The following is a 15,486-nucleotide window of genomic DNA, read 5'->3' as shown; positions in this document are numbered from 1 at the left end:
GTCATTTACATAGTCATCCTTATTAAGCTTTAAATAAAAACCCACTGGGTGGATAGGCTACACTCAGTTGGACAGAATTTTTAAGGTCAAGTAGACTACAGATAACATACTAAAGGAGCATCTACAATGACCAGAAGAGAACGTCGAACATTTACAAAGAAATTTAAACAACAGATGGTGCAGCTGTATCAGAACGGAAAACCAAGAAAAGAGATCATTCATGAATATGACTTGACTCCTTCGACTTTAGATAAGTGGATAGAGCAAAGTCAAACATCTGGTTCGTTTAACGAAAAAGATAACCTGACCGAGGAACAAAAAGAACTGATGGAGCTTCGCAAACGAAATAAACAATTAGAAATGGAGAATGATATTTTAAAGCAAGCCGCGCTGATACTAGGACGAAAGTAAAAGTGATTAAAAATAACCAACACAAATACTCGATATCAGCAATGTGCAAAGTCCTACAACTCCCGAGAAGTACGTATTATTATGAAGCGAAGGAGCGTCCGACGGAAGATGACGTTACCTCTGCCATCATAGACATTTCCCATGCCAATCGTCAGGTTTATGTGACACACAAAATTAAGTATGAGTTAAAGAAACAAGGGAAAGTTGTCTCAAGACGCCGCATTAGCCGCATCATGAAAGAGCAAGGTTTAGTTTCTATCTACACAGTCGCTCAGTTTAAACCATGTTCTACTGAACCAAATGAATCCGAACAAAAAAACAAATGGAACCGACGGTTCAAGCAAGAGAGAGTGTTGTCCGTTGTCGTCAGTGATCTCACGTATGTAAGAGTAGATAAAAAATGGTCTTACATATGTGTATTTGTCGATCTCTTTAATCGAGAAATCATTGGTTATAGTGTAGGCGCCAATAAGGATGCCCTCTTGGTTTATCGAGCGTTTGCATCCATAAAAGCAAATCTTCATCAAATTCAGCTCTTCCATACGGACCGAGGGAATGAATTTAAAAATAACCTCATAGATAAAGCACTAGAGACATTTACAATCGGAAGATCGTTAAGCATGAAACGTTGTCCATATGACAATGCGGTCGCTGAAGCCACCTTTAAAATCATTAAAACGGAATTTGTGAACGGGCGAAATTTCGCTAGTCTAGAAGAATTAACAAGGGAATTACAAGACTATGTCCATTGGTTTAATCACTTGCGTATCCACGGAACCCTTGATTATATGAGTCCTATTCAATACAAAATGAAACACCTTAAAAAAACTGTCTAGTTTAGTTTTAACATACCAATGGCAACAGATTAAAAGAAAAATGATGTTAATTTTCATTAGAGCATTTAAAAGAGCCTAGTAGGGGTCCTTCTCTATTTAACTTATTCGAGTATTTAAACGGTAAAGAAAACCGATTTTACCATTAAATACTAAAAGGTAGTATAATTACATTGTATTTCTGGTGAATCTAAAGGAGATAATAAGATGAAAAAAAACAACTTAAATCATGGCATTATAATTTTATTAGAGTTTTATCCTACGTGGTTAGCATTAACACGTGAAAAAAGAAGAGAGCTTGCGGAAGATTTATATTCAATAATTGAAAAGTACAATGAGAATGTTAAAGTGAAATTCTTTGACGCGGATGCGTTTGGAGACGGTACTTATACCGATTTCATCTTTTGTGAAACATCAGACTTAAAAATGTATCATTTTATGTGGGAAGAAATCCGTGATACATATGCTTATTCCAATGGCTACTTTAAAATAAAAAAAGTGATAATGGGATTACAGAATGCCTACCAAAAATTCGAGGAAGAATCCTTAGAAATGAGGCCTGAACACAGATAGAACCTTATTGTAATAAGAGAGAAATCGAGTGTTTTAGGCTTTCTTCATTTATTTAGCAGCATATTTGCTCCAACAACAAAAGCAGTGTAATTTCAATCGTGAAATACACTGCTTTTATACGCACATTTTCTTGTAGTGATCCCCAAAAACAGAATATCCTATTTTTTAGATACAACATTTACAGATTCCATGAAGGGCTTCACTAAGCGTATACAGCTTGTATTAACGCAGTAACGTTACTGAAATAGGTGATGAAGTTAAGATTCTTTAGATACTATGTAGCTACTGCAGTAATCTTGTCTGTCTAATCGGAAAAGAACAAAGAACCCTTACCGCAGTAGGTAAGAGTTAGCCAATTATGTAAGAAGGAATGAGTTTTTATATGCTGTATCTATTCCTAATAGTCCACCTTTTGCATAAAGTAAATGAGAGTTCAGAAGCTTCCCTAACTATTGAAGATAAATGTGATATTTTAGTGAGCTCTTGAAGTAAGCTGACTTGCAGTGATTGCAACAGCTCCTAATCTTATACAGAAATTCAGCATACTTCTCTTATTTCAGATCAAAATATTTCCAAAATTAAACTAGTTGATTAATTAACCTTCTGGTATATATAATTAAATATATAGTGCTACTTAACTTGTAAGGTTTCACCTAACTCTCACTAAGTCCTTAGAATAAAAACATAAATAGAAATGGGAATTAGTTGTAAAAATTCAAAGGAGTACGAAAGGGGATACATCTATGAAGAAAAAAGTGACGTATTTTTTCATTGGTCTCGTTGCAATGATCATGGTAGGTTTTCTTGGTTTCTTTACATGGTCACAACAAACGTATGAACCATCTCAAAAACTTTATACACTTGTGAATAAAAAGGACATTAAGTATGAAAACGATTGGATTATTTTTAACTCGAAAAATAATAATCAAGTGGGAATTGTGTTGTATCCTGGAGCAAAAGTAGAACCGGAAGCGTACAGCTATTACGGTAAACAATTAGCAAAACAAGGTTATTTAGTGGCTATACCTAATGTGAATTTTAACTTTGCATTATTTGACTCTAATAAAGCACAGGAGATAATAGATGCTCACTCCTCTGTCCAAAAATGGGTTGTAGGTGGTCATTCCTTAGGCGGGGTTACTGCATCTAAATTTGCTTATAATCATCCTAAAGAAATTGATGGTGTGTTCTTGTTAGGTTCTTATCCAGATGAAGGAACTGATTTCTCAAATAAGAATCTTCCTATGCTTTCAATTTATGGTGAAAAAGATGGTTTATCAACCGTAGAAAAAATTGAAGATACAAAGCATTTATTGTCCCAACAAACAACCATGCATGAAATAAAAGGTGGTAATCATGGTCAATTTGGCATTTATGGAGCACAGAAAGGTGACTCTAAATCATCTATATCTGTAAAGAAACAACAGAACGAAATGGTTCGTGTTACTTCAACATGGTTAAAAGAAAATATTAACTAATTAATGGTTTGTTATAAGAGAATTTTGTTGAAGGGTGACTTTTATGAATTCAATAGATCTTTTAATCAAAGCCTTAAGAGCAAAAAACATTCCAGTTCAAAAGGTAAAAGTAAAAAATAATACGCGCAAGGAGTGGAAAAGTTGCCAATTGCTAAATGAACAAAAGCAACTTTGGGATGGGACACTAAAATAAATTATAAGACTTAGCTTTTAGTTTCGACTTAAATAATCAAGGAGAAAAAAATGATTGATACAATACTCTATTTTCTGTTTAGTATTTGCTATTTAACGTTGCTGATTTTAAGCATAAAGCTTATTAAAAAAAGAAATGTATCCTTTTATATGGTATTTCTACCTCTTGTAATAGTTGGTTTGATTTACGATAATATCATTATTTTTGTGGGATCATTTATTGGGGAAGGTAATGTACTCCTTCTTCTTAGTATGTTTCGCTTTTGGTTCCATGCTTTATTCACGCCTACTCTTTTACTTTTTGCTTATGGAGTAGCTAAACAATCTAACCTTCAATGGGTTAACAAATTTATATTCAAAATCATCTTCCTAATGAGTACACTTGCTCTTATTAGTTATGAGATTATAGAAGCGATTAATAAAAATCCGGAGATATTACGCGAGTATGGCATTGTTCGATATACTCTTGTAGGAGCCTCTGGTCCACCTTTAATGGTTATTATTGTGGCATTCATTTTACTTGTTGTTGGAGTTTCTCTCTATCGCGAAACACGATGGAAGATAATGATGATTGGAGTAGCTCTTATGGTTGCAGGAAGTGCTATACCCATTAACCTTCCAAGTACAGCTATAATAAATATCTTTGAGCTATTCTTTATTTGTTCTTTATTTTTAACTCAGCGTTATGTTACTTTTTCAATACATGATAAAGATTAAATTGATGTCTTTTATTCTTATGAGATGCTTCATTTAACAAAATCTTTATTTTAAAATGTAAGTATATATGTCTAATTTTAATAAGGAAAAAGAAGAATGGATACCCATTCTTCCTTCAGCCATCATTATAAAATTGTCTTAGAAACGTCCCCCTGCCAAGTGGTTGTTCAGTCATTTGTACAAAACGTTTTGTGATTTCGCCACCTATTGATTCGTTTGCAGGTGCAGTTGTATTAGCACCAAGGTTTACACCAAATTCGCTCGCCATTTCATATTTCATTTGATCGATTGCTTGTTCAGCACCGTATACTAATAATTCGTTGTTGTTGCTGCTTTTGTTGTTTGCCATGTAGGAGAAAAAGGATGATAAACAAGAATATCAAGTAAGCAGGAAGAACACCGTAGATTGCCAGCCTCTTGTTTGCATCCGTAGTAAGACGAGAATACATTAAACAGATAGATAAGTTATGCTACAATAGAGATGGGAATAATACGTGAATCATCTAATGTATTCCACGTAGCGAAAAGCCACTTGTAGTATACAAGTGGCTTTTACTTATTAGAAATCTATATACTTTTATTTACATTGATTAATTAAAGATTGAAAAAATACATATAGACGAGGTGTGAAAAATGATTCATCTATATACGACAACCAGCTGTATTTCTTGTCGAAAAGCAAAGGCTTGGCTTGAGAAACATCAAATTGATTATATTGAGAGAAATTTATCGTATGAACCTATTACAGAAGATGAAATTAAGACTATTCTTAGTATGACAGAAAAGGGTACAGATGAAATTATTTCTACAAGATCATAAAATAATGCAAATTGGATATAAAGAAGAAGAGATAAGAGCTTTTATTCCTCGGAAACTTCGTTCTCTCACGATGACAGAACAGGCAGTAATAGGTGATTATTAGAGGGTAAAAGAGGAGCGATTAACGGATGCCTTACGTTTTAAAGTAGTTTGTAATACAAGGTCTCGTCAGTGTAATAGAGTAAATATTTCTAATTCTAAAAATGAGTCAACACAACTACATTTACATTTACATTTACATAATTAGGAGAAGGGTAAAAATCACTCTCCTTTTACTATATAAGCTCTATACTTAGATGCTCTTCTTCATGCTGCAATCTCGACATTCACGTAAGAAAATGCCACCTTTTACCGAACTTTTGAAGTAAGCTGAGCTGCAGTTGTCGCACCTACCACTGACCTTATTATCAAGACTTAAGTTGAAAAAAGATAGATAAATAAAAGGTTTTTATATATTTTATACGACTAATATGTAATGTCTCTTTTTATTCAACTCATGAATCTAGTACAATGATGATAAGCATAAATTAACCGTTTAGTAGCGTTTTTAAGGCTTTATCAATTTCTCTTCTCAAGTAGCGAACTTACTAAAAAATTCTAGAGCAAGTATTCTCCGAACAGACCAAAGTGATACAATTATTATCACTGGTGATCGAACATCTTATTCTGTTAAAAAATCGAGGTAATTATGAAAAAGATAAAAGGTATTATTGATCGGTTTGAAGAGGGATTTGCTGTTGTGGAAATCAGAGGCGAGACAAAGGACTACCCTAAAGATATCTTCCCTCGAGATACACAAGTTGGGGACGTGGTTTATATCATCGGAGACAAAGTTGAGGTTGATAAAAGCGAAACGAAAAAACTCTCAAAAGAAATTGAAGACCTAATAAATGAGGTTTGGGAAGATTAAACGCTCTTACTAATTGTATACAAAGTTATATAGATATCATGTGATTCAAAAAGCCGAGAGTTACCGTTTCGGCTTTTTTGTTATGACATATTACGGGAACTGTTTATTTACATAAAACCATTTAAGGCTTGAGATTTAAGTACATCATACATTCTTTTGGAAATAAAAAAACATTAAGTCAATTAGTTAGGGATATATTTTAGGAACTGATAAATCTATCTCCGTACTTATTGGATTTATCTCACTCTTGCTTTAGTAATGTTATTAATAGTAATATTATAACTATGAAAAATAAAATTAAAAAATCACCTCTTGCTTTAGCTATACTTTGTCTCCTCGTTGAAGAGCCTATGCATCCATATCGTATGCAACAGCTTATTAAAGAGAGAGGAAAGGATGAAGTTATTAACGTTCGTTATCGAAATAGCATCTATCAAACCATTGATCGTTTGCATCGCGATAGAGCGATTGTCATTCAAGAGAAAAAGCAGAACGAAGGGAGACCAGATTTAATTGTTTATGAAGTAACAGAAGAAGGGAGAGAAGCTGCGTACGAGTGGATAAGAGAAATGCTTTCTACACCCAAACAGGAATTCTTAGAATTTCCAGCTGCTATTTCTTTCCTCCCTCTTTTAACACCTGAAGACGTGAAAGAGCAACTTCAAAAAAGAGTGCTGGCTTTAGAGCAAACATTAGCTTACGTAGAAAAACAGATGGAAATAGCGACAAGTAGGGGGATTCCACGCTTATTCTTACTTGAGGTGGAATATCAGAGAACTATGTCACTAGCTGAGTTAGAATGGATCCAATCTACCATCGACGATATTCAAGATGAAAAATTAAAATGGGATTGGGAATGGTTACGCGAGATATCGTTATATCTTAATTCTAAAGAAGAACCAGTGGACTAGCCCTGGCTGGTGCTTGTTCAGTTATTTAGAATTTACACACTTTCAGAATTTATTGTGTTACAAAAGGAGAAAAATGATTAAATATGAATGCAAAACAAGGTAATTTAAAGCTAGTGCTGGCAGGTCTTTTGCTAGCAATTTTAATGGCGTCTATGGACAACACCATTGTCGCTACTGCTATGGGAACTATAGTTGGAGAGCTTGGTGGGCTCGATAAATTTGTCTGGGTTACATCAGCTTATATGGTAGCCGAAATGGCGGGAATGCCCATATTCGGTAAGCTCTCAGATATGTTTGGACGTAAGTTGTTTTTTATTTTTGGACTAATCGTCTTTTTAATTGGATCCATTTTGTGTGGTACAGCAGAAAGTATTATCCAACTCAGTATTTACCGAGCAATTCAAGGAATTGGCGGCGGAGCACTTATCCCCATTGCTTTTACTATTATGTTTGATACGGTTCCTGTTGAGAAACGTGGTAAACTAGGCGGTTTATTTGGAGCAGTTTTTGGTTTGTCGAGTATTTTTGGGCCTTTGTTAGGTGCTTATATTACAGATTACATCAACTGGCACTGGGTATTTTATGTAAATATTCCTTTGGGACTTCTAGCATTAGCATTTATCGTATTTTTCTACAAGGAATCACCAGTGCATACCAAACAAAAAATTGATTGGTGGGGTGCTGTAACTCTGGTTGGCTCTATTGTCAGCTTAATGTTTGCCTTAGAGCTTGGCGGTAATAAATATGAGTGGAGTTCTGGAGAAATCTTAAGTTTATTCATTGCTTTTGTCGTATTATTTGTTGCTTTTATTTTAATTGAAAGAAAAGTAAAAGATCCTATTATATCTTTTCGAATGTTCAAAGTTCGTTTATTTACTACAAGTAACCTCTTGGGTCTTTTTAGTGGGATGGCATTCATCACGGCTTCAGTTTATATCCCTATCTATATCCAAGGTGTGCTTGGAGGAACAGCTACTAACTCAGGTCTTGTATTGCTTCCGATGATGTTAGGCTCTGTCGTTTCAGCCACAACCGGTGGTTTTCTAATGAATAAATTAAGCTATCGTAGCATTATGATTGTCGTTACAATTATTCTAGGAGCAGGTGTATTCTTACTAACAACGTTGAGTCCTGATACAAGTCGTTTCTTGGTTACAATCTATATGATTCTTACAGGACTAGGAATTGGAGCAACATTCTCTGTTCTTAGTAACGCAGCAATTCATCATTTTGAGCCGGCACAAAGAGGATCCGTTAACTCAACCGTTTCTTTTATTCGCTCATTAGGCATGACGCTTGGTATTACCATTTTTGGAATCATTCAACGGGACGAATTTTCTTCTAAACTTAAGGAGATTTTTGCAGGACAAGATCAAATGGTCAACAACCCAACATTTAACGATCCTCGCGTAATTCTTGCGCCTGAGGCTCGTGCTCATATCCCAGCACCTGTGTTAGATAAAATTGTAGGAGTTCTTTCTTCTTCTATCGCCCATACATTTATGTGGGCGCTCATTCCTACCGTGCTTGCATTTGTGGCCGCACTAATAATGAGCAAAGAACAACTAAAAACATCTCTGGAAAATGAAATGTCGAATAAAAAAATGAAAATAAACAATTAAAGTAATTCAGTTATAATAAGAGTTAATAACTTTATAGATATTCATAATAAAAAAGAAGTTATCCCTTGATAACTTCTTTTTTATTTTAATATGCATGTGTAATCAATATCACAAGGAATAGTAGAGACCAAGCAGTTCCAAGAATCATGAATGAGACCCGCGTGAGTTTTTCTGCTGACACCTTTCTACATAAAAACAGCTTATATGGTTAAAGTAATAAAAACTAAAAGAAGGGTGTTTAAATCTATGCCTTCGTTTTTTAAAGATCGTAAACAAAAAAAGAAACGAACACAGGATAAAGAGAACCAAGATACTAATCATCAAGAAGAATTGATACAAATTTCTTTGTCAGACAATCTCAACATAATCAAACAAAAAACTGGAAATAGTTCAGATGTCGTCATTCGAGAGATAAAAATAGGAGAAAATTATAACATGAGAACGGCAATTGTCTATATAGAAGGAATTGTAGACAATCAATCGATTCAAGAGTACATTTTGCAATCTATCATGAAAGATAATAATAAGAACGAAATAAATCGATACAATGTGATAGATTTGTTTTCTAAAGATATAATGACGATTGGAAACATATCTCCCATCACTAATTTTGATGATTTATTTGGAGCTTTAATGGCAGGAGATACTCTTATCTTAGTGGATGGAGTAGAACAAGCGTTAAGTGCTAGTACAGCAGGCGGTGAGAAACGTTCTATTGCGGAATCTACTACCGAGATGGTTGTGCGAGGACCAAAAGGAGCGTTTACAGAGTCCCTGGGAACAAATACAGCTATGGTACGTCGCATCATTAAGACTCCCGATTTATGGATGGAATCTATAAAAGTTGGACGTGTAACAAAGACAGATGTAACGTTCATGTACATACATGGCATTGCCAATGATAAAGTTGTTAATGAAGTTCGTGAGCGATTAGAACGAATTGACATTGATAGCATCTTGGAGTCAGGTTATATTGAACAATTGATAGAGGATCAAACAGCTACTCCTTTTCCAACTGTATACAATACGGAAAGACCTGACGTTGTAGCAGGAAATCTGTTAGAAGGACGCATTGCTATATTTGTGGATGGAACCCCTTTTGTACTTATTGCACCAGCTGTGTTTATACAGTTTTTCCAATCGGCTGAAGATTATTATGCGCGTTTTGATATTGCGACTTCTATTCGTCTTTTGCGTATTTTGATGTTTATGATTTCGCTAATTGCGCCAGCTACATACGTGGCAGTTACAACTTTTCATCAAGAAATGGTACCAACAACTCTTATTGTCGCAATCGCAGCACAAAGAGAGGCCGTTCCCTTTCCAGCCTTCGTAGAAGCTTTACTAATGGAATTAACCTTTGAGATTTTACGAGAAGCAGGTATACGTTTGCCAAAAGCCATTGGTTCAGCCGTCTCGATTGTTGGAGCTCTCGTAATTGGTCAAGCAGCTGTTCAAGCAAGTATTGTGTCCCCCGCAATGGTCATTATTGTATCGATTACAGCCATTGCAAGTTTTGCTACACCTTCTTTTAATATGGCCATTTCAGCTCGCTTAATTCGTTTTTTATTTATGATTGGTGCAGCAACATTTGGTTTCTATGGTATTATTTTATGTCTTCTACTGATCGTTGTACATTTGTCTAGCTTACGGTCGTTTGGAATTCCTTATATGTCTCCATTTGCTCCCTTTATCCCCGTTGACAATGGTGACACTGTTGTAAGGCTACCATGGTGGACGTTGAGACAGAGACCTCGATTAGTTACTTCTAACACGATTCGGGAAGCTGAAGATCAACAGCCACGTCCTCCTGCATCTCGTAATATGGTAAATCGTGATTTTGAAGAGGGTGACAACAATGAAGCGTAGAGCAATTTTTCTATTATTGATAGCGACAATGACACTATTTCTTACAAGTTGTTGGAGTAAAAAAGAATTAACAGACCTTGCTATTGTCGCAGCTCTGGGCATTGATAAAACAAAAGATGGAAGATATCACATAACGCTTCAAATTATTAATCCTGGTAACGTTGCAGGAGGAATGCAAGGAGGAGGTGGAGGCACACAAAGCCCTCCTATTACAATCTATTCAGCTTCAGGGGATAATTTAGTCGAAGCAAGTAGACGAGCTTCCGGACGAATCTCTCGACGATTATATTATGCCCATACAAATTTGGTTGTAGTTGGAGAGAAATTAGCCAAAGAAGAAGGGCTAAATACCTTAATTGATGGTCTAGATCGAGATCCAGAGTTTCGGAATACATCAACAATTGTGATTGCTAATCATTCTTCTGCAGCTGATATTGTAAAAACGCTAACTCCCGTTGATAAGATTCCAGCAAACAAAATACTGAAAACCTTAGAATTTACACAAAGAAAATGGGGAGAGAATTTAAAAACATCCCTCCAAGAGGTGATGAAGAGCCTTGAATCTTCTGGAAGAGGAACCGTTGTATCAGGTTTTCGTCTAGTGGGTAATCCTCAGGAAGCACAAAAGCTAGATAACCTTCAGGAAAGTGCACCAGAAGCAACACTTCAAGCTTCTGGTATTGCAGTATTAAAAGAGGGAAAACTAGTCGATTGGTTATATGGAAAACCAGCACTAGGAACAGTATGGCTCCTTGATAAAGTTCAAGGTACTGATGTTGATATTGATTGGGAAGGAAAGAAACAAGCCATTGCTTACCAAACTGTAAGACAAAAAACAATTGTCACTGGGCAAGTAAAGAATGGCCAACCGCATATTTCTGTTCATACACGTGTTGAAGGAGATATTGGTGATATGGAGGTACCTGTTGATATTACGAATCCAGAGATCATCACAAAGATGGAACAATCCGTAAGGCAAAAGATTAAAAAAGACTTAAAGATGGCTATTAGACGAGCACAAAAAAACAGAACAGATATTCTAGGATTTGGCGAGGTAATTCATCGTACTAGACCGAATCAATTTAAAAAACTAGAATCAGAATGGAATGATGTGTATTTTCCAAAAATAGATGTGGATATTACAGTGGAGGCCTATATACGTCGAGCTGGTTTGCGAAATAAATCTTTCCTTTCAGGAGTAAAAGAAAATCAAAAGTAAAGAAAGGGAGGTGCCATTCAACTCTTTATTTTAATGGACCTATACCAACTAGGAAGTGATTTAATGGTACCTCTTGTTATCGTGATTTTTGTCATTCTTCTTTTGATAGATTTTTAAAAAAAGGAATGATATGGAGATAAAGTACGTTTAATTAGCTAAAAAAAGTATTTTTAGACTGTTGTTACTTTTATAAGAAATTCATTATCTATTGCAAAAAAATCCAAAAACAAAGGAAAATGGAAAGGAGGAGAACTAGATGGAAAAAGCTAAAATTAGTGCTAGTCAGCTTTTTATATTAATGATCTTATTTGAACTAGGCAGCGCTTTGTTAGTTCCTCTTGCAATTGATGCGAAACAAGATGCATGGCTTGCAATTCTACTTGGAATGTTGGTCAGCTTTGTTTTACTGCTGGTCTACCACAGGCTTTACCTCTATTACCCAGATATTTTGCCCACTCAATACATGCAAAAAATTTTAGGTAAAGTATTAGGCAGCATATTAGCCTTTGTTTACATTCTTTACTTTATGTACGACGCTTCAAGGGTTTTGCGTGATTTTGGTGAAATGCTGTTGACTTTTGCCTATCCAGATACACCTTTATTTATCGCGAACGCCCTATTAATTCTTGTCATCATTTATACCGTTAGAAAAGGCATTGAGGTCATTGCTCGATCAGGAGAGCTACTTTTTATATTTATGTATGTTCTTGCAATTGGTGGATTCATTCTAATTGTATCTTCTGGATTAATTGATTTTAAAAATTTACAGCCTATTTTGGAAAATGGGTTATCACCGGTCTTAAAAGTGGTATTTACGCAAACTTTATATTTCCCATTTACTGAAGTTATTGTAATTACGATGATTTTGCCTTATTTGAACAATCCTAAGAAGGCAAAAGTGACTATGTTATGTGCAACCGGGTTAAGTGGAATTAATTTGGTTATTACGATGCTCATTAATATTAGTGTGCTCGGTGTTAATCTAACTGCACGTTCCCAATTCCCTCTTCTTAGTACAGTTGAAAGTATCCAGGTGGCCGATTTCTTAGAACGACTTGATGTATTTTTTATGCTTGGTTTAATTATCACTATTTTCTTTAAAATCTGCTTGTTATTTTATGCAGCTGTAATAGGAGCAGCTAATTTATTTCATGTGAAGTCGCCATCAAGGTTATCGTACCCATTTGGGCTAATCATTCTCTTTTTGTCAATTACTATTGCTAGCAATGTTCAAGAACATAACTATGAAGGACTAAAGATGGCAATGTTTGTTGTTCATATTCCTCTCGTAGCAATTATTCCGGTTCTGCTTTTTCTAGTTGCATTCTTGAAAAATAGAAAGAAGCAGAAAGCATAACAGGTTTGTTTACTAATTTTCAGGATAATAAAAAATTCAAACGCCACTAATAATTACGAAACATTAGTTATAAGCGCGAATTCCAATCATGAGAGGTGTTTTTTCTGTATACGTGGTTCTATGATCATTTTATCAATACGATCCTCTTTCCCCTTACATGCATTGTCACAGTATCTATTGCGCTAAGTGTATATGCATACTTTCAATTAAGAAAAAACTAACTATCTTAAGACTCCTTATTTAAAAAATATTCTATCTGCCATTAGTTATTAGTCCCCTGCAAAATACCTTTAAGCTGGCATCAAGACATGTAGGTATACTAGTGTAAACATGTCTTAGAAAACTTGATACTTGTTGACTATAAGTAAATGATAAGACACTTCTTTTTTCTACTTGGTACAATGTAGCTTACAGCGTAAAAAACACTAGCTTAAGGCTAGTGTTTTTTATCTATAAATAGTTACTTATCCAAATCCTATCCGAAGAACGAAAAACCAACGTATAAAACCACAGAAATACCTGCAGCTATCAGTGCTGGAACAAGTTTTGAACGAGCATATTTAACTACATCTATTCCTAAAACTGTACAGGTTGTCACGGTGTTGTCGCTGAGAGGGGACGCAAATGCTCCAAATGTACCACTAGCAAAGACAGCACCAATTGCCATTAAAATGCTTGTATGCGATTGGGTTGCTAATGTTACGCCGAGAGGCATTAAAAGTCCCCATGTTCCCCACGATGAGCCAATAAAATAGGAAATCACGGCTCCTAAGATGAAAAGTGATGGAGCAATAAACATATGAGATATCCAAGGTGTTAAATGAGAAGTAATGTACTTGGAAAATCCTAGATCTTCCGAAACAGCTGTTACAGCCCAAATAAGTGCTAACATAATGATAACGTTAACCAATTCGTTTCCACCCTTCACAAAATGGGTAACAAGGGTGCTAACTGGAAATCGCTGAAAGATAAAAATAGCAAATGCTATGATAATAGCGATTAATAACGAAGTTAACATGACTCCTAACATATCGCTCTTTATAAACGCATTAAAAAAGCCATTTGCTTTGGAATGACCATCCCACCAGCTGAGAAACAGAGTTAACAATAAAAATAAAGCTATAGGGACAATTAAATTCCACGGACGTATTGGCGTATCCTTAATATAGGCACGGTGAGCTGCATCTAAATCTTCTTGCTGATCCGCATGGTTTGGAGTGTTTCGATCAAACATTCCCGTCCTTTCCCCATGAATATCTGGTTCATCAACGATTGTTCCTGCCTCCATGTTAAATGAACTCTTTAAATTGCTTCTTTTAGCATTAAAAACAGTCGTGTGTGGTGGTTTATGTTTTGTATTTTCATTTTGATTAAAAGATTTTGCTTGATGATTCTTTTGGGCGTTCTCCATATGTTCGTCTTCGTTTTCTTTCTCTTTTTTGAAAAAACTGTAATATACGCCCACTAAGATAATGACAATGGAGAAAAAATTAAAAGGTATACTCTTTACATAAACCATGTAAGCTGATTCATGGATTCCAGATGTTTTGAGGGATTGGCCAATAATGGATACCATGTACCCTACAAAAGCCGTTGCAACTGGAATCAAAGCAATAGCTGGGTTTGCGGTAAATTCAATTGCATAAGCGATTCTCTTTTTAGACATACCAAGACGTTTACTTAATGCTTTCATAATCGGAGCAATCGTTACGATACGAAAATCAGGCTCGCTGAATGTACCAAGAGTGGAAACCCATGCAAGGATCATGGCACTCTTTTTTGTTTTTACCTTTTTACTAATTAAATGAACAAATCCTTTAATTCCTCCGGTTAATTTTATAATCCCTACTAGCCCAGCGAATGCATATAGAAAAACAATAATTCGAATATTATTTGTGACAACAATATTGTTAATTAAGTATTTAATTACGTGTTCAGCCCCACCTAATATGTCCGGATAAAGGAGATAGCTCCCAACTAACAGCCCCACAAATAAACCAGACTGTACTTGTTTGGTCAATATTGAAATTGGAATTACGAGAATAAATGGAATTAGGCACGCCCAAGTTCCTGCCATAAAAACAACACCTCTTTCAAACACTTTTTTTATTCTTTTTGAAAAGAGGGTATCTTATGCATTTGAGCAATATCCTTCGAACAAACTACTTAAGAAGCATTGTAGCTCCACTTACAACCTAACGTACTTGTAGACATAGCTACCTTTATGAAAGGTAGCTTTTCATTTTTTAATAAATTGTCATACGTTCTAAAGGGCAAACATACTATTAAAAAATGAACTCAACACACCTTTCTATGAATTGAGCTAGTAAATGCCCCTAAATTAGACCGTTTAGGGGCATTTACTTTTATATGGGTATGAAAATATTTTAACCGGACCAAAATAGAAAGGACGCTGTGAAGCGTCAGTTTGGTAATTCTCACTGTTGCAAATTGAAAATCGTGAACCAGAAAAAACTACTTGAAAAATCAACTGAACAATTTGAACTGAACCCAAAAAGTTAGACACGTTATTTAGGCAGCTAATGAGGATTGAATTCTGTATTCTACAGGGGTC

Annotated in this window: 13 protein-coding genes and 2 pseudogenes; 12 read left to right on the top strand and 3 right to left on the bottom strand. The window is 35.2% G+C overall.

Going from position 1 to position 15,486, the window contains the following annotated elements:
• Window positions 1-126 precede the first annotated feature (126 nt).
• The 5 genes from WKH56_RS26185 to WKH56_RS26165 all read left to right on the top strand — a co-directional run bounded on the left by WKH56_RS26185 (window position 127) and on the right by WKH56_RS26165 (window position 4,204).
• Window positions 127-1,247, top strand: a protein-coding gene (locus tag WKH56_RS26185) for an IS3 family transposase (protein WP_310884339.1) whose coding sequence is annotated in 2 segments (ribosomal slippage) — window positions 127-376 and window positions 376-1,247 — 1,122 coding nt in all. Because the reading frame shifts where the segments join, the coding sequence is not laid out codon by codon here.
• 204 nt (window positions 1,248-1,451) lie between these two features.
• A complete protein-coding gene (locus WKH56_RS26180) occupies window positions 1,452-1,817 on the top strand; it encodes a darcynin family protein (protein WP_048018706.1) in 366 nt (121 codons plus the stop codon).
• A gap of 743 nt (window positions 1,818-2,560) precedes the next feature.
• Window positions 2,561-3,295, top strand: a complete 735-nt coding sequence (locus WKH56_RS26175; RefSeq protein WP_310884340.1) for an alpha/beta fold hydrolase — start codon at window positions 2,561-2,563, stop codon at window positions 3,293-3,295.
• A gap of 43 nt (window positions 3,296-3,338) precedes the next feature.
• Window positions 3,339-3,488 (top strand): hypothetical protein, encoded by a 150-nt coding sequence (locus tag WKH56_RS26170; RefSeq protein ID WP_155404441.1) that lies wholly within the window; start codon window positions 3,339-3,341, stop codon window positions 3,486-3,488.
• Between the two features lie 50 nt (window positions 3,489-3,538).
• On the top strand, window positions 3,539-4,204 hold the full coding sequence (locus WKH56_RS26165; protein ID WP_048018708.1) for a hypothetical protein: 666 nt from the start codon (window positions 3,539-3,541) through the stop codon (window positions 4,202-4,204).
• Window positions 4,205-4,319: 115 nt separating this feature from the next.
• Here the strand turns inward: WKH56_RS26165 and WKH56_RS26160 are convergent, their stop codons facing one another.
• Window positions 4,320-4,553 (bottom strand): alpha/beta-type small acid-soluble spore protein, encoded by a 234-nt coding sequence (locus WKH56_RS26160; RefSeq protein ID WP_048018709.1) that lies wholly within the window; start codon window positions 4,551-4,553, stop codon window positions 4,320-4,322.
• A gap of 284 nt (window positions 4,554-4,837) precedes the next feature.
• On the opposite strand from WKH56_RS26160, the pseudogene WKH56_RS26155 reads away from it, so the two are divergent.
• Window positions 4,838-5,126 (top strand): annotated as a pseudogene (locus WKH56_RS26155) (glutaredoxin domain-containing protein).
• Between the two features lie 189 nt (window positions 5,127-5,315).
• Here WKH56_RS26155 and WKH56_RS35170 read toward each other — a convergent pair.
• A pseudogene (locus WKH56_RS35170) lies at window positions 5,316-5,429 on the bottom strand (DUF8096 family protein); the annotation flags it as partial.
• A 282-nt stretch (window positions 5,430-5,711) separates the two neighbouring features.
• On the opposite strand from WKH56_RS35170, the gene WKH56_RS26150 reads away from it, so the two are divergent.
• The 6 genes from WKH56_RS26150 to WKH56_RS26125 all read left to right on the top strand — a co-directional run bounded on the left by WKH56_RS26150 (window position 5,712) and on the right by WKH56_RS26125 (window position 12,911).
• A complete protein-coding gene (locus tag WKH56_RS26150) occupies window positions 5,712-5,933 on the top strand; it encodes a DUF3006 domain-containing protein (protein WP_048018710.1) in 222 nt (73 codons plus the stop codon).
• A gap of 284 nt (window positions 5,934-6,217) precedes the next feature.
• Complete coding sequence (locus tag WKH56_RS26145) at window positions 6,218-6,844, top strand: PadR family transcriptional regulator (protein WP_048018711.1); 627 nt, start codon at window positions 6,218-6,220, stop codon at window positions 6,842-6,844.
• Window positions 6,845-6,927: 83 nt separating this feature from the next.
• Window positions 6,928-8,466, top strand: coding sequence for an MDR family MFS transporter (locus WKH56_RS26140; RefSeq protein WP_048018712.1), 1,539 nt, complete (start codon window positions 6,928-6,930; stop codon window positions 8,464-8,466).
• A gap of 246 nt (window positions 8,467-8,712) precedes the next feature.
• Window positions 8,713-10,335, top strand: coding sequence for a spore germination protein (locus WKH56_RS26135; protein WP_168760637.1), 1,623 nt, complete (start codon window positions 8,713-8,715; stop codon window positions 10,333-10,335).
• On the top strand, window positions 10,325-11,554 hold the full coding sequence (locus tag WKH56_RS26130) for a Ger(x)C family spore germination protein (RefSeq protein ID WP_221833565.1): 1,230 nt from the start codon (window positions 10,325-10,327) through the stop codon (window positions 11,552-11,554). Before WKH56_RS26135 ends, WKH56_RS26130 begins: the two co-directional genes overlap by 11 nt.
• 256 nt (window positions 11,555-11,810) lie before the next feature.
• Window positions 11,811-12,911 (top strand): GerAB/ArcD/ProY family transporter, encoded by a 1,101-nt coding sequence (locus WKH56_RS26125; protein ID WP_063247038.1) that lies wholly within the window; start codon window positions 11,811-11,813, stop codon window positions 12,909-12,911.
• 475 nt (window positions 12,912-13,386) lie between these two features.
• On the opposite strand, the gene WKH56_RS26120 is transcribed toward WKH56_RS26125, so the two are convergent.
• On the bottom strand, window positions 13,387-14,988 hold the full coding sequence (locus tag WKH56_RS26120) for a Na+/H+ antiporter NhaC family protein (RefSeq protein WP_310884341.1): 1,602 nt from the start codon (window positions 14,986-14,988) through the stop codon (window positions 13,387-13,389).
• Window positions 14,989-15,486 lie beyond the last annotated feature (498 nt).

The organism is Priestia sp. SB1 (assembly GCF_038898415.1).
This window is presented reverse-complemented; position numbering and strand designations above follow the sequence as displayed.

Excerpts from the sequence above, each read along its gene's own strand:
- WKH56_RS26130 (WP_221833565.1), top strand. The coding sequence starts at position 10,325 with ATGAAGCGTAGAGCAATTTTTCTATTATTGATAGCGACAATGACACTA.
- WKH56_RS26180 (WP_048018706.1), top strand. The coding sequence starts at position 1,452 with ATGAAAAAAAACAACTTAAATCATGGCATTATAATTTTATTAGAGTTT.
- WKH56_RS26165 (WP_048018708.1), top strand. The coding sequence starts at position 3,539 with ATGATTGATACAATACTCTATTTTCTGTTTAGTATTTGCTATTTAACG.
- WKH56_RS26175 (WP_310884340.1), top strand. The coding sequence starts at position 2,561 with ATGAAGAAAAAAGTGACGTATTTTTTCATTGGTCTCGTTGCAATGATC.
- WKH56_RS26140 (WP_048018712.1), top strand. The coding sequence starts at position 6,928 with ATGAATGCAAAACAAGGTAATTTAAAGCTAGTGCTGGCAGGTCTTTTG.
- WKH56_RS26145 (WP_048018711.1), top strand. The coding sequence starts at position 6,218 with ATGAAAAATAAAATTAAAAAATCACCTCTTGCTTTAGCTATACTTTGT.
- WKH56_RS26120 (WP_310884341.1), bottom strand. The coding sequence starts at position 14,988 with ATGGCAGGAACTTGGGCGTGCCTAATTCCATTTATTCTCGTAATTCCA.
- WKH56_RS26170 (WP_155404441.1), top strand. The coding sequence starts at position 3,339 with ATGAATTCAATAGATCTTTTAATCAAAGCCTTAAGAGCAAAAAACATT.
- WKH56_RS26160 (WP_048018709.1), bottom strand. The coding sequence starts at position 4,553 with ATGGCAAACAACAAAAGCAGCAACAACAACGAATTATTAGTATACGGT.
- WKH56_RS26135 (WP_168760637.1), top strand. The coding sequence starts at position 8,713 with ATGCCTTCGTTTTTTAAAGATCGTAAACAAAAAAAGAAACGAACACAG.
- WKH56_RS26125 (WP_063247038.1), top strand. The coding sequence starts at position 11,811 with ATGGAAAAAGCTAAAATTAGTGCTAGTCAGCTTTTTATATTAATGATC.
- WKH56_RS26150 (WP_048018710.1), top strand. The coding sequence starts at position 5,712 with ATGAAAAAGATAAAAGGTATTATTGATCGGTTTGAAGAGGGATTTGCT.